This is a genomic window from Methyloversatilis universalis FAM5 (assembly GCF_000214035.2).
In the GTDB taxonomy this organism is placed as follows: domain Bacteria; phylum Pseudomonadota; class Gammaproteobacteria; order Burkholderiales; family Rhodocyclaceae; genus Methyloversatilis; species Methyloversatilis universalis.
This window is the reverse complement of the sequence record NZ_AFHG01000044.1, coordinates 102,392-115,250: the sequence shown is the minus strand read 5'-3', so window position 1 is coordinate 115,250 and position 12,859 is coordinate 102,392. Positions and strand designations below refer to the sequence as shown.

General features: G+C 67.6%; 15 protein-coding genes. All 15 read left to right on the top strand.

The window, feature by feature from the left end:
* The first annotated feature begins 99 nt into the window (after positions 1 to 99).
* Positions 100 to 387 (top strand): hypothetical protein, encoded by a 288-nt coding sequence (locus tag METUNV1_RS08640; protein ID WP_008060842.1) that lies wholly within the window; start codon positions 100 to 102, stop codon positions 385 to 387.
* On the top strand, positions 384 to 725 hold the full coding sequence (locus METUNV1_RS08635) for a hypothetical protein (protein ID WP_139026331.1): 342 nt from the start codon (positions 384 to 386) through the stop codon (positions 723 to 725). Before METUNV1_RS08640 ends, METUNV1_RS08635 begins: the two co-directional genes overlap by 4 nt.
* Complete coding sequence (locus tag METUNV1_RS08630; protein ID WP_008060840.1) at positions 722 to 1,015, top strand: VpaChn25_0724 family phage protein; 294 nt, start codon at positions 722 to 724, stop codon at positions 1,013 to 1,015. Before METUNV1_RS08635 ends, METUNV1_RS08630 begins: the two co-directional genes overlap by 4 nt.
* On the top strand, positions 1,012 to 1,158 hold the full coding sequence (locus METUNV1_RS08625) for a hypothetical protein (RefSeq protein ID WP_008060838.1): 147 nt from the start codon (positions 1,012 to 1,014) through the stop codon (positions 1,156 to 1,158). Before METUNV1_RS08630 ends, METUNV1_RS08625 begins: the two co-directional genes overlap by 4 nt.
* Positions 1,142 to 1,645, top strand: a complete 504-nt coding sequence (locus METUNV1_RS08620) for a DUF1804 family protein (RefSeq protein WP_242059658.1) — start codon at positions 1,142 to 1,144, stop codon at positions 1,643 to 1,645. The genes METUNV1_RS08625 and METUNV1_RS08620 overlap by 17 nt, the downstream gene beginning before the upstream one ends.
* Positions 1,646 to 1,648: 3 nt before the next feature.
* Positions 1,649 to 3,442: a hypothetical protein gene (locus METUNV1_RS08615; RefSeq protein WP_008060835.1), complete on the top strand. Its 1,794-nt coding sequence runs from the start codon at positions 1,649 to 1,651 to the stop codon at positions 3,440 to 3,442.
* 2 nt (positions 3,443 to 3,444) lie between these two features.
* The gene (locus tag METUNV1_RS08610) at positions 3,445 to 4,152 is read left to right on the top strand and encodes a DUF2786 domain-containing protein (RefSeq protein ID WP_008060833.1); all 708 of its coding nucleotides are present in this window, start codon (positions 3,445 to 3,447) and stop codon (positions 4,150 to 4,152) included.
* On the top strand, positions 4,149 to 5,735 hold the full coding sequence (locus METUNV1_RS08605) for a DUF935 domain-containing protein (protein WP_008060830.1): 1,587 nt from the start codon (positions 4,149 to 4,151) through the stop codon (positions 5,733 to 5,735). The genes METUNV1_RS08610 and METUNV1_RS08605 overlap by 4 nt, the downstream gene beginning before the upstream one ends.
* Positions 5,736 to 5,756: 21 nt before the next feature.
* Positions 5,757 to 6,656, top strand: a complete 900-nt coding sequence (locus METUNV1_RS08600) for a recombination-associated protein RdgC (protein WP_008060828.1) — start codon at positions 5,757 to 5,759, stop codon at positions 6,654 to 6,656.
* A 528-nt stretch (positions 6,657 to 7,184) separates the two neighbouring features.
* Positions 7,185 to 8,504 (top strand): phage head morphogenesis protein, encoded by a 1,320-nt coding sequence (locus tag METUNV1_RS08595; protein ID WP_081471345.1) that lies wholly within the window; start codon positions 7,185 to 7,187, stop codon positions 8,502 to 8,504.
* A gap of 119 nt (positions 8,505 to 8,623) precedes the next feature.
* Positions 8,624 to 9,145 (top strand): phage virion morphogenesis protein, encoded by a 522-nt coding sequence (locus METUNV1_RS08590; RefSeq protein ID WP_008060824.1) that lies wholly within the window; start codon positions 8,624 to 8,626, stop codon positions 9,143 to 9,145.
* A gap of 471 nt (positions 9,146 to 9,616) precedes the next feature.
* On the top strand, positions 9,617 to 10,702 hold the full coding sequence (locus tag METUNV1_RS08585; RefSeq protein ID WP_051165250.1) for a phage protease: 1,086 nt from the start codon (positions 9,617 to 9,619) through the stop codon (positions 10,700 to 10,702).
* Between the two features lie 45 nt (positions 10,703 to 10,747).
* The gene (locus METUNV1_RS08580; protein WP_008060821.1) at positions 10,748 to 11,155 is read left to right on the top strand and encodes a hypothetical protein; all 408 of its coding nucleotides are present in this window, start codon (positions 10,748 to 10,750) and stop codon (positions 11,153 to 11,155) included.
* Between the two features lie 49 nt (positions 11,156 to 11,204).
* Positions 11,205 to 12,242, top strand: a complete 1,038-nt coding sequence (locus tag METUNV1_RS08575) for a Mu-like prophage major head subunit gpT family protein (RefSeq protein WP_008060818.1) — start codon at positions 11,205 to 11,207, stop codon at positions 12,240 to 12,242.
* A 90-nt stretch (positions 12,243 to 12,332) separates the two neighbouring features.
* Positions 12,333 to 12,800, top strand: coding sequence for a hypothetical protein (locus METUNV1_RS08570; protein ID WP_008060817.1), 468 nt, complete (start codon positions 12,333 to 12,335; stop codon positions 12,798 to 12,800).
* Positions 12,801 to 12,859 lie beyond the last annotated feature (59 nt).

Sequence of the window (12,859 nt, the reverse complement as noted above, 5' to 3'; positions counted from 1 at the left end):
ACGTGGTGAGACGTGCGCGTCCTCCCCGGCTTGTACAGGGCCGGTTTTCAGCGCGGCGGGGGCTGGCAACCCGAACAACGAAGCCGACCGCGGAGCGCCATGCACATCAACCTCGAATGCGTCATGTACGTCGGCCGCGGCTACGCCGGGGCCGGGGGCTTTGAAGCCCGCGAGCCTTACGACCTGGTGTTCAGTGTGTTCAAGGTGGCCGAAGGTGTGGCGCGCGTGTTCGCAGCCCATGGGGAGTTGCCCCGCGAAGCATTCCGGCAGATCTGCGCTGAGCTGGCTGGCAAGGGTTTCCACACCGCGTTGATCGAGCGTCATGGCGTCGAGCGCGCGCTGCCCACCGGCCTGACACCCCCTACCGGTACCGAAAGGCACGAATGATGGATTACGAGGTGGCCAAGTTCTGGCTGCAGTTCTTGAATTTCGCGGTCACGCTCTGCGTTGGCTTGTATGTGTGGTCGAGCAATCGCCACCGGGTCACCAACGAGCGCATCGGCGACCTTGAAAAGGGCATAGACGTGCGACTCGACGCGCATGACTCGCGCCTGGCCACGCTGGAAGGCCAGGTGAAGGCGGCACCCACCCACGCCGACCTCGCGCAGATCCACGAGAAGATCAACACGGTGGCGCAGTGCAGCTCACGCATGGAAGGCGAGATGAAAAGCCAGACCGACCTGCTGCGCCTGGTGCTCAACAAGATGACGCGAGGTGACGCATGAGCGCCGCCGCCCGCATCGTCGAGCAGGACCGCCGCCGCGCCATGCTGGCCGCGCTGCTGGTGGCGCCGGGCTACCGGCTGCCCCTGCGTGCCGTACGCCAGGCCGTGGAGTCGCTGGGCTACGTCGTGAGCCTCGATCTGGTGCGCACCGACCTTGCCTGGCTCGCCGAGCAGGGGCTGGTCGAGCAGGCTGACGACGTGGTGACGCTGACCGACCGCGGTAACGACGTGGTGATGGGCCGCGTGGCGCAGCCCGGCGTGAAGCGGCCGGAACCGGGTGAGCTGCGATGAATGACCCCATCGGCGTCGTGATCATCGCCTTCGCGATCTACTACGGATTGCGCAGCATCGCTGACGCGATCCGCTCGCGCGGCGGGAATCGCACGGTGATCGTGCGTCACGAGTACCCCGAGGGCGATGATGGCCCACGGTGACGACGTCCGCCGCAAGGTCCGGGCGGCCTACGTATTCGACCAGCTCGGGCTGGAGATCGCCGCCGTAAAGGAAGGCGTGCCCGAGGCCACCGCGCGCCGCTGGAAGCGTGAGGCCAAGGCGGCCGGCGACGACTGGGACCGCGCCCGCAGCGCGCAGCTGCTCGCCGGCGGCGGCATCGAAGAGGTGGTGCGCCAGACGCTGGCCGTCGTGGTGCAGCAGGTGCAGGCAACCGTCGAAACCATCCAGATCAACACCGACATCGCGCCGGCCGAGAAGGTGCAGATGCTGGCTAGCCTGGCCGACGCCTACAACAAGCTCATTGCGTCGTCGAAGCGGATGATGCCGGAGACCGACAAGCTGGCCGTGGCGATGGCCACGGTGAAGCAGTTCAGTGCCTTCATCCAGGAGCGCTACCCGCAGCACCTCGCGGCCTTCGCTGAAGTGCTGGAGCCCTTCGGCCAGGAGCTGGCGAAGGCGCAGGGGTAAGCGATGGCCGCGCAGCAGACGTCCGAGAAGGATTTCCTGGAAGAGCTGGCCGAACTGTCGGCCCGGCTCAAGGCCGATATCGCGGCCCACCAGTCCGGCCTCGACCCGTCGCCCGCCGCGCGCCGTGAGCGCCGGCGCCGGGTGCTGGTCGATGGCGACTTCAGGTTCTTCGCATACACCTACTTTCCGCACCACGTGCGCGGCGAGCCATCGATCTTTCAGGAACACTTCTGCACGCGCTTCCCGCAGATCCTGAAGCTGGCCGGCGGCGCCACCGAGTGGTGGATCGCGCCGCGCGGCGAGGCGAAATCGTCGCTGCTGACCAAGGTCGGCCCCACCTGGTGCGCGGTGCAGGGCCTGCTGCAGCGGCCCGAGATCCGCGCCGAGACCGGCTGGCCGGAGGGGCAGGCGCTGCCGTCCTTCATCGACTACATCATCCTGCTCGGCGCTGAAACGAAGTTGCCGACCAAGCTGCTCGAAGTGGTGAAGACCGAGCTCACCTTCAATGCCGCGCTGGCGCTCGACTTCCCCGAGGCCTGCGGCAAGGGGCCGGTGTGGAAGGTGGGCGAGTTCGTCACCCGCACGGGCGTGAAGGTCGAGCCTTTCGGCGCCGAGCAGGCCATCCGCGGCACCTTCCACGGCGCCAGCCGGCCCAAGCTGCTGCTGGGCGATGACCTCATCACCGACAGCGAAGCGAAGAGCCCGACCGAGCGCGAGAACCGCTGGACCTGGCTGACCAAGGCCATCGACTACCTTGGCCCGCCGGACGGCAGCGTGAAGTACATGGGCGTGGGCACGGTGCTGGACAAGGATGACCCGATCAGCCGCGCCAAGCGGACCATCGGGCACATGGTCCATCACTTCCGCGCGATCGTGAATCTGCCAGCGCGCATGGATCTGTGGGAACAGTGCCAGGCGCTCATGCTCACCGACGATCTGCGCGCCCAGGAAGCGGCCGGCACCGATGGCCGCGTGCTGCCCGAGGCGGAGCTGCCGTCCTTCCAGTTCTACCAGGCGAACAAGTCCGCCATGGACGAAGGCGCGGTCGTATCGTGGCCGGCGGTGCGTGGCCTGTTCTGGCTCATGCGCCAGCGTGCCAAGGCGCCCAAGGCCTTCGGTACTGAAATGCAGGGCGAGCCGCGCAGCGACGAAGACAAGGTGTTTTCGCCGGTCCGCTTTCACGTGGGCCGCCTGGCGCAGTGGCTGCTGTTTGGCGGCTGCGACCCGTCAATGGGGCGCGGCGAAACGTCTGACCCGTCCGCCATCCTGGGCGGCGCCTATGACAAGCAGCGCGCGCGGCTGCACGTGGAGTTCGCCGAAATCAAGCGGCGCGTTCCGTCCAAGCTCGAATCCGACCTGATCAAGTTCCAGCGCGAGTATGGCGCCCAGGCGATCGCCTTCGAGAACAACGGCGCCTTCGAGCACAGCCGCATCACTTTCGCGCGTGCCGGCATCCAGGCCGGCGTGCCGCTGCCGCTGGTCGGCTTGCCGGCCACCGTCGCCCCCGAGGTGCGCATCGACTCGCTGGAGCCCTTCGTCACCGACGCGCTCGAACCGCGCATCGTGTTCAACCCCGCGCTCACCCAGCTGCTGGCCGAGCTGGACAGCTGGCCCGAGAAACAGTCCGGCCACCACTACGACGGCTTGTGCGCGCTCTGGCTGCTGTGGGTGATCTCAGTCGCCCGCGGCGGTGGCCACCAGCTGCAGACCGTCGCACGCAAGGGCGCACCGACCGCCAGCCGCGGCGGGCGTGGCGGCGATGACGACCACCCGCAACCCGAATCCCGGAGGATGTAACCGTGACCGACAAGGACAAGATCCTCGACAAGATCCGCAAGTGCATGGCGCTGTCGGCGTCCAGCAACGAGCACGAGGCGGCTGCAGCCCTGCGCCAGGCGCGCGCACTGATGGAGAAGCACGGCATCAGCGACACCGACGTGCTTGCATCCGCCGCCGGCGAGATGCGCGCGAAGGCGGGCGCTGCATCGCGGCCGGCCGAATGGGAAGCGAGGCTTGCCGCCGCGACGGCGGCTGTTTTCGGCTGCCAGTCGCTCTTCGCCGTAGGCGCGGCATGGGCAGATCACCGAGGTCAGTGGGTGTTCATCGGCACGGGCGCCCGCTACGAGGTAGCCAAGTACTGCTTCGAGGTACTGCTGCGCCAGGTGAAGCGGGCGCGCGCCGAGCACATCAAGACGGTGCTGCGGCGCTGCCGGCCAACGACCAAGACGCGACGGGCAGATCTGTTCTGCCATGGCTGGGTCGCCTCCGCGGTCTCGAAGGCCGAGGCGCTGGCGCTGCCTGAGGACGAGCAGAAAACGCTCGACGCCTACCTCGCGAAAACCTACCCGTCGCTGCGGGAGATCAAGACCACCAGCAGGAACGACAAGAAGCGCATGTCGGAAACCGACTGGCTCGATTTCGCCCGCGGTCACCGATCTGGCGCCGATGCGCAGCTCAACCGCGGTGTCGGCGCGAACGGCCCGGCTCCGGCACTGGAGGGCGCATGAAGATCCTCGACCAGTACGGGCAGCCAATCGAAACCAAGGCCCTTCGCGAGCCGCAGACGGCGGGCATCGGCACGCTGGCGCATGAGTGGATCCAGCACGGCATTTCGGCCGGCCTGTCGCCGGCGCGGCTCACTGCCATCCTGCGCGAGGCGGACGAAGGCAACCTGCTGCGCCAGCACGAGCTGTTCGAAGACATGATGGAGCGCGACGCGCATCTGGCCGCGGAGATGGGCAAGCGCTGCATGGCGATCCAGACCGTCGAGTGGGACATCGTGCCGCCGCGCAACGCCACCGCGGCCGAGAAGAAGGCCGCCGAGTGGGTCGAGGAGGTGCTGCGCGACCTGGGCGGCTTCCAGGATCTGCTGCTGGCGATGATGGACGCGATCGGCCACGGCTTTGCGCCGATCGAACTGGAGTGGCGCGTCGAGGGGCGTGAATGGCTGCCGCAGTGGCATGCCCGGCCGCAGACGTGGTTCCAGCTCGACCAGGCGCGCCGTGAGCTGCGTCTGCGCGACAACAGCGCAGACGGGGCGGTGCCGCAGCCCTTCGGCTGGATCATGCACACCCGCAAGCGCGCCAAGACCGGTTACATCGGCCGGCTCGGCCTGCATCGCGTGCTCGCGTGGCCCTATCTGTACAAGGCCTACGGCGTCGGCGACTTTGCCGAAATGCTGGAGATCTACGGGCTGCCCTTCATCCTGGGCAAGTACTACCCCGGTTCATCGAGCGAAGAGAAGAGCAGTCTGCTGCGCGCCGTGACCGCGCTCGGCCACGACGCCCGCGCCATCATGCCGGCGGACATGGAAGTCGAGATCAAGGAGCTCACCGGTGGCGGCAGCGGCCAGCCGCTGCACCTGCGCATGGTCGAGTGGGCAGACAAGGCGCAGTCCAAGGCCATCCTGGGCGGCACGCTCACCAGCCAGGCAGACGGCAAGACCAGCACGAACGCCCTGGGCAAGATCCACGAAGACGTGCGCGACGACATCCTGGTGAGCGACACCGACCAGATCGCCGCCACCCTCACGCGCGACCTGATTTACCCGCTGCTGGCGCTGAACATCGGCGGCATCGACGGCCTGCGCCGCTGCCCGCGCCTGGTGTTCGACGTCGAGCAGCCGGAAGACATCGAGCTGCTGTCGGAAGCGCTGCCCAAGCTGGTGGCCATCGGCATGCAGATCCCGACGAGCTGGGCGCATGCCCGGCTCAAGGTGCCGCAGCCGGAAGGCGATGAGCCGGTGCTCGCCACCGTCGCACCCGCGCAGCCGGAGCCGCCGCCCGGCACCCAGCCTGACGCCAAGACCGGCAAGCCCGCCGCGCTGCGCGGTGAGGTGCCGGAGGGCGACCCCTTCCCCGACCAGACCGCGCTCGATGCCGCCCTGGATGCCATCCCGGCCGGCGTGCTCGACGCCGACATGCAGCAGCTGCTCGCCCCGGTGTTCGAGGCGCTGGAGGGCGCGGGCGGCTTCGAAGAGGCGCTGGCAAAGCTGGGCGAGCTGTACCCGCAGATGACCGACCGGGCGCTGGAAGAGCGCCTGGTGAGTGTGATGTTCGCCGCCCAGATGTGGGGCGAGGCGAGCGCCTGAACCATCAGAAAGGAATCCGACGTGTTCTTCAAGAACCTGCAGATCTACACCCTGGCTGCACCGCTCGCCCTGAGCGCCGCCCAGCTTGCCGAGAAGCTGGCGGCCAAGGCGTTCCAGCCCGGCAGCAGCGTCGAGCTGCAGCGCATCGGCTGGATCTCGCCGCGCGATGACGACAGCCTGGTGCATGAGGTGGGCGGGCAGTTCCTGCTGGCGCTGCGCGCCGAGAAGAAGCTGCTGCCGAATGCGGTGATCAACCAGGTCACGCGGGCACGCGCCCAGGAAGTCGAGGAGAAGCAGGGCTACAAGCCCGGCCGCCGCGAAATGCGCGAGCTGAAGGACGCGGTCACGAACGAGCTGCTGCCGCGTGCCTTCCCGGTGCAGCGCGACACGCGCGTCTGGATTGACCCGGCGGCCGGTCGCATCGTGGTCGATTCGGGCACCAGCACCAAGGGTGACGAAGCGGTGCAGCTGCTGAACGAATGCGTCGAGCAGCTGGGCGCGCGGCCGTGGCAGACCGCGCTGTCACCGGTATCCGCGATGACCGCCTGGCTCGCGGCCGATGAGGCCCCGGAGGGTTTCACCATCGACCAGGACACCGAACTGCGCGCCAGCACCCAGTCGAAGGCCACCGTCCGTTACATGCGCCACGCGCTCGAAACCGACGACGTGCGCCGCCACATCGAAGCGGGCAAGCAGTGCACGCGGCTGGCGCTCACCTGGATGGAGCGCATTTCCTTCGTGCTGACCGAAACCCTCGCCATCAAGCGCGTGACGCCGCTCGACGTGCTGACCGAGCAGGAGGACGACGCGGGCAATGAGGGCGAGCGTTTCGATAGCGATTTCGCGCTCATGGCGGGAGAGCTGGGGCGGCTGCTGTCCCGGTTGGCCATAGCGATGGGTGACATGAACATCGGTTCTTAATATCCTGATTCACCATTTGCAACAGCATTTCCGGCGCAGTCGATGCCATTTGCTCTTATTCCTATATTTGCAATTTCTGCAGGGGTAATGCCAGCAGTTATTTTGATTTGAATTAAATCCTTCGATTGATTGCATGGTAATTCTAATTAGCTCGATCGAAATTCCTGCAATTGAAATAATATCTTGTAAACTCAGTCCTTTAATCATTTAAAAGTCCTTTTGGTTGCCTGAGAGAATCGCCACTCTTACTTGTTATACAACCGATTCCTTCGTTGTCAATAGCTGGCTAAAATATTTTCTTCCTTGTGTTTTGGGATTTTAAGCGCGGCAGTTTGACGTATGGTTTTCATATAAAGACCCTACCCCAGAGTCTGAGATTGTCAAGTCGGAGGGGCGATTGTTTGGCTCGTGGCCCAATTTGGCAGGCGATTCTTCGTGGTATGACTTTATGAATAAGCCGCTACTGAGGAATTTGCGGTCGTCGCGTTTCAGACACGCCGCGGCGTTATCGATCTGAGTAGGTATGCGATGTCTTCAGCCCGTTTCTCCCTCGCAATGAACCTCGCGCCCGAGCGCGCCGTCGAGTACTTCCGCTCGCGCGGCATGCGCATCGGTGCGGACTGGCGTGAGACAGCAGCGGCAGCGCGTGCCGGCGCGTTCTCGGTCGCGGCCGTGACCCGCGCCGACGTGCTGCAGGACATCCGGGCGTCGATCGACCGGGCCGTGGCCGACGGCATCACGTATCAAGACTGGCTCAAGACGTTGCGCCCGCAGCTGGCCGCGAAGGGCTGGCTGGGCAAGCACGTCACCGATCCGGCTACTGGCGAGATCCTGCCGGGCCGTGGTCTGCGGCCGCGGCACCTGGAAACCGTGTTCCGCACCAACACCCAGGCGGCCTATATGGCCGGGCGGTACAAGGCCATGGTGGAGAACAGCGACCGCCGGCCGAACTGGATGTATGTGGCGGTGCTGGACAACCGCACCCGGCCGCGCCATCGCAGCCTGAATGGCCGGGTGTTCAGATGGGATGATCCGGCCTGGGCGGCGCTGTACCCGCCGAACGGTTACAACTGCCGTTGCCGCGTGCGCGCCCTAACCGATGACGAGATGACGGCCGAGGGCCTGGCGCTGTCGCGGGGTGAAGGGCAGATGGAGACGGTCGATATCGACCTCGGCCCGCGTCGCGGCAAGCTGGCTGTCACCGGCTACCGCGACCCGCTGACCCGCGAGCTGTTCGCCCCCGACCCCGGCTTCGACCACGCGCCTGCCGGCAGCTGGGGCCGCGACGTGGCGCTCGCTCGCACCGTACAGGCCATCCAGTCGCCCGACATCCGGATGCAGACCTGGCAGGCGTTGAACAACAGCCCGGCGCGTGCCGGCGCCTGGCGCGACTTCGTGTCGCAGGTGACCAGCAGCCGTGGCGAGGCGGTGCGCCGCGCTGGCCACGTCGGCCAGGTGCTCGGCTTCGTCGATGACGGCATCGCCGACTTCGCCCGCCGCATGGGTGACGCGCGGGCCACCCGCGTGGCGGTGATGACCGAGAAGCAGCTGCTGCACGCCGACAGCGCGCGGCACGAGGCGGGCGGCATCCGGCTGGAGCCGGACGACTACGCCATGCTGCCGGGCATCGTGGCAAAGCCCGATGCGGTGTTCTGGGATCGAGACCACGGCAACATCGTGCTCGTGCGCTGGCTCGAGGGCGATATGGCGGTGTTCCTGCCGATCACAGCGGGGCGCGCGGAGAAGAAGGTGGGGCGGGTGGATGCGGTGGTGAATGCCTACCGGGTGCCGGCGGCGCGCTTCACGGATACAGAGCGCTTCGTGCCCATGGTCATGGTGGTGCGATGAAGGGCGGGGGTTCCGTGGCGGGTGGCCGGCTGTCCACCATCACTTTGCCCTTTGCGGGCTGCGGTCGCTGGCTCGCCGTCTGATTCCCAGCGGTCACCACGGATGTCGGGAGGATAGCGATGTTTGAAGTCGAGATACAAGCGGCCGACGCCCTGGCCGCGCTGCGCAACGTGGTCGACAACACGCGCCGCCCACGTGAACTGATGCGTGAGATCGCCGGCACGCTGGAGAGCGAGACGGAGGCGAACTTCGCCGCCCAGGGCAGGCCGGCCTGGCTCGGCCTGCACCCCGCCACGCGGGCGAAGCGAGGCGCCGGTGCGCAGATCCTGCAGGCCTCCGGCCGCCTGGCGGCAAGCGTGCTCGGCGACTACGGCGATGATTTCGCCCGCATCGGCAGCAATGTTGCGTATGCGGCGATCCACCAGTTAGGCGGGGAGACCGCGCCGCACGTCATCCGCCCGCGCTACAAGAAGGCGCTGGCATTCAATGGTCGCGTGGTGAAGAAGGTGAATCACCCCGGCAGCAAGATCCCGGCCCGCCCCTTCCTGCCGGCGGACAAGAACGGTCGCCTGCAGCCCGAGGCCGCGAGGGCCATCGACAGCGACGTGCAGGCCTGGCTGCGGACGATCACCGATGGCTGACCGCATTCCGATCGCGCCGACCTGCGCAGGTTGCGGCGCTGGGCTCACGCTCGAAGAGATGCACTGGTACGACCACGGAAACGGGTGCGCGACGTGCGAAGAGTGTGAATTGAAGTGGGGGCGGGAGGTGCAAGCCTGGTTGCTTGGGGCGGCCGGTGACGAAATGCCTGCACGGCCGTGCGATCAGCTCGCAAACCCGCGCCGTTGAGCCGCAATCGATTCTGAGCCGCTTTACAGCCCCGCCAAGCGCGTTTGCTACCCCGCGCAGCTATCGTCGGCCGTCCAGACATCCGATCGCGCAATGGCGGCCCGAGTAACGGGGGAGTAACGGGGCATTTTCGGGCGCACGAGGGTCGTGGTGCCGGGTTGAGTGTCGTGATACGTTGACCGCAGTCGCAGCCGCGCGTGGTGATGACCCTCTGAACCCGTTCATGGGGTAAGCCTCCCGGCCTGTCGCACACGATGTGCGACATGCCTCGCAAAGCCCCTTCCGCACCGGTCCCGCCGGCCCGTTTCGCCGCCCTGAGCATCACGCTCGGCGCGGACGGCCGCGCGCCCACCGAGATCATGCTGCTGCCGGCCGGTCGCTTCCGTGCCACCGACGGCAGCGGCCGCCCGCAGGACGTGCCGGCCGGCTGGCGCATGGATGCCGCTGCGGCTGCGCGGCTCATCGCACAGATCGGCGCCCGCGGCGCCGACACCGTTATCGACTACGAGCACCAGACGCTGGTCGCGCAGACCGCCGGCGTGCCGGCGCCTGCGGCCGGCTGGTTCTCCCGTCTCGAATGGCGCGAAGGCTCCGGCCTGTGGGCCACCGACGTGCGCTGGACGGATCGCGCCGCAGCGATGATCGCCGCCAGCGAGTACCGCTATCTCTCCCCGGTTTTCACCTACGACCCGGACGGCACGCCGAACCGGCTGTTTCCGGTCGCCCTCACCAACAACCCCGGCCTGGGCGCGCTGCCGGAGTTGTCTGCCGCCCTCACTGCGCTCATCGCCCAACACACGGAGTTCCCCGACATGGATCTGCTCGCATCCCTGGTGGCCGCACTCGGCCTGCCGGCCGGCACCGCCGAAGCCACCGCGCTCACGGCCGTGACCGCCCTCAAGACCAAGCACGACGAACTGGCGACGCGGGTCGCCGCGCTCACCGGTGAGAAGACCACCCTCGAAGGCCAGGTGGCCGCGCTGACCGCCGCCGGCCCCGACCCCGCCAAGTACGTACCGGTTGCCGCAGTGACCGAACTGCAGGGCCAGCTGGCCGCGCTGACTGCCCAGGTCACCGGCGGTGAAGTCGACAAGCTGGTCGCCGACGCCATGGCGGCCGGGAAGATCCCGCCCGCGCTCGAAGCCTGGGCGCGTGACCTCGGCAAGAAGGATGTCGCCGCACTGCGCGCCTACATCGGCGCCGCTGCCCCGGTGGTGGTGCCCGGCCAGACCCAGACCGGCGGCAAGAAGCCGGAAGGCGGGCGGGCCGCGCAGCTCGATGCCGGCGAGCTGGCCGTCTGCACGGCCATGGGTCTGGACCCGGCCGACTTCGCGAAGGCCAAGGCGTAAGCCGAGCCCTGCGACGCCTCTATCACCTCAACGGAGACCGCCCACATGGCCGCCCTCACCGAAGAACGCCTCACCCCCCAGCGCGACGCGGACCGCTTCGAGTTCCCCGTCGCCGCTGCGACCAAGATCTTCCGCGGCGCGCTGGTCTGCATCAACGCGTCCAGCCTGGCCACCAAGGGCGCGGTCGCAACCACGCTCAAGTGCGTCGGCATCGCTGAAGAGACGGCCGACAACAGCGCCGGCGCCGCCAGCGCGATCACCGTCAAGGTCAAGCGCGGCTGCTTCCCGTTCGCCAACAGCACCTCGACCGACCTGATCGCGCTGAAGGATGTCGGCTCCGACTGCTACATCGTCGATGACCAGACCGTGGCGCTCACCAACGGCGGCAGCACGCGCTCGGTCGCCGGGAAGATCCGCGACGTGACCGCCGACGGCGTCTGGGTCGAGATCTGACCCGCCCCCTGAACCGCATCGCCCCCTCGACCACCAGGAGCTCCGCCTCATGAAACTCGCCCAACTGTTCCGCCAGCCCGCACTGTGGCTGGCCGTCTTCGCAGTGGCCATCGTCGCCGCGATCATCCACATGCCGGTGCCCGACGCCTCGGCCGCCGCGCTCACCCTGGGCGACCTCGGCCCGCTGGCCGGCCTCGGCCTGCTGGGCGTCACCGTCGACGCCAACGTGCTGCGCAACCTCTTCACCGGGTTCAAGGCCGCGTTCAAGAAGGGCTTCGACGGCGTAGCGCCGCAGTGGGACCAGATCGCTACCCGTGTGCCCAGCACCACCAGTCAGGAGGACTACGCCTGGCTGGGTGACATGCCGGCGATCCGTGAATGGGTGGGTGACCGGGTGGTGCGCGGTCTGGCGGAATCCGGTTACACGATCAAGAACAAGAGCTACGAGCTCACCGTCGGCGTGAAGCGCGACAAGATCGAGGATGACCAGTACGGCATCTACACCCCGCTGATGCAGGACATGGGGCAGCGCGTGCGCCAGTTCCCGGACAAGCTCGTGTTCGGCCTGCTGAAGGACGGCTTCACCACCCTGTGCTACGACGGCCAGTACTTCTTCGACAACGATCACCCGGTGGGCCAGGGCGTGGTCAGCAACGTGCAGGCGGGCGCCGGCAACCCGTGGTTCCTGCTCGATACCCGCCACAGCCTCAAGCCGCTCATCTACCAGGAGCGCAAGCCCTTCGAGTTCATCCCGATGGTCAAGCCGGATGACGAGATGGTGTTCACCCGCGCCGAGTACCGCTATGGCACCGATGGCCGCTGCAATGTCGGTTACGGCTTCTGGCAGATGGCCTTCGCCTCGAAGGCCGCGCTGGACGCGACCAATTTCAATGCCGGCTACGCCGCCATGGGTGCCTTCAAGGACGAAGCCGGCGAGCCGCTGGGCGTGCTGCCCAATCTGCTGGTGTGCGGCCCGAGCAACCGCGAAGCCGCGCTGACCGTGGTCAAGGCGGAGCGCAACGCGAACGGCGCCACCAACATCAACCGCGACGTCGTCGACGTCCTGGTCGTGCCCTGGCTGGCCTGATCCACCCCATACACCCCGCGAGAGCCAGTACGCACACCCGCCGGGCAAGAGGTACCCGGCGGAGTGGGCGGGCAGACAGGAGATCAGAGCATGGCCAAGACCCCCGCAGAAAAGAAGACCGCCGCCCAGCAGGCCGCCACGCAGGCGCCGGGCGCCAGTGCCGGCGACACCACGAAGCCGGCTGCTCCCGTCGCCGGCGCGGAGGCCGTTGCCGGCACCGCCCCGATGGCGACCGGCGAAGCGGCCGCCGAAGGCGCGCCTGCCGCATCCACCGACCCGGTTACCGAAACCGCGCCCGCGACGACGGGCAAGCAGCTCGACGCCGAGCCGGGCACGGGCGGCACCGTGACCGCCGACCCCGACAGCGAGATCAAGGGGGGGGAGGCCGTGCGCATCTCCGGCTGGGTCATCGAATGCAAGCGCCGCGACCGCGGCCTCTGGCGCGCCGGCCGCTTCTGGCCGCCCGAGCCGACCGCCGTGCCGGCCGATGAGCTGACCGACGATCAACTGCAGGCGCTGCTGGCCGAGCCGCTGCTGTCGGTGCTCGCCATCGAGTAGTCCGCATCACGTCCCCGACACACCAGGCCGCCATAAGGCGGCCTCACACCATCAGGAGC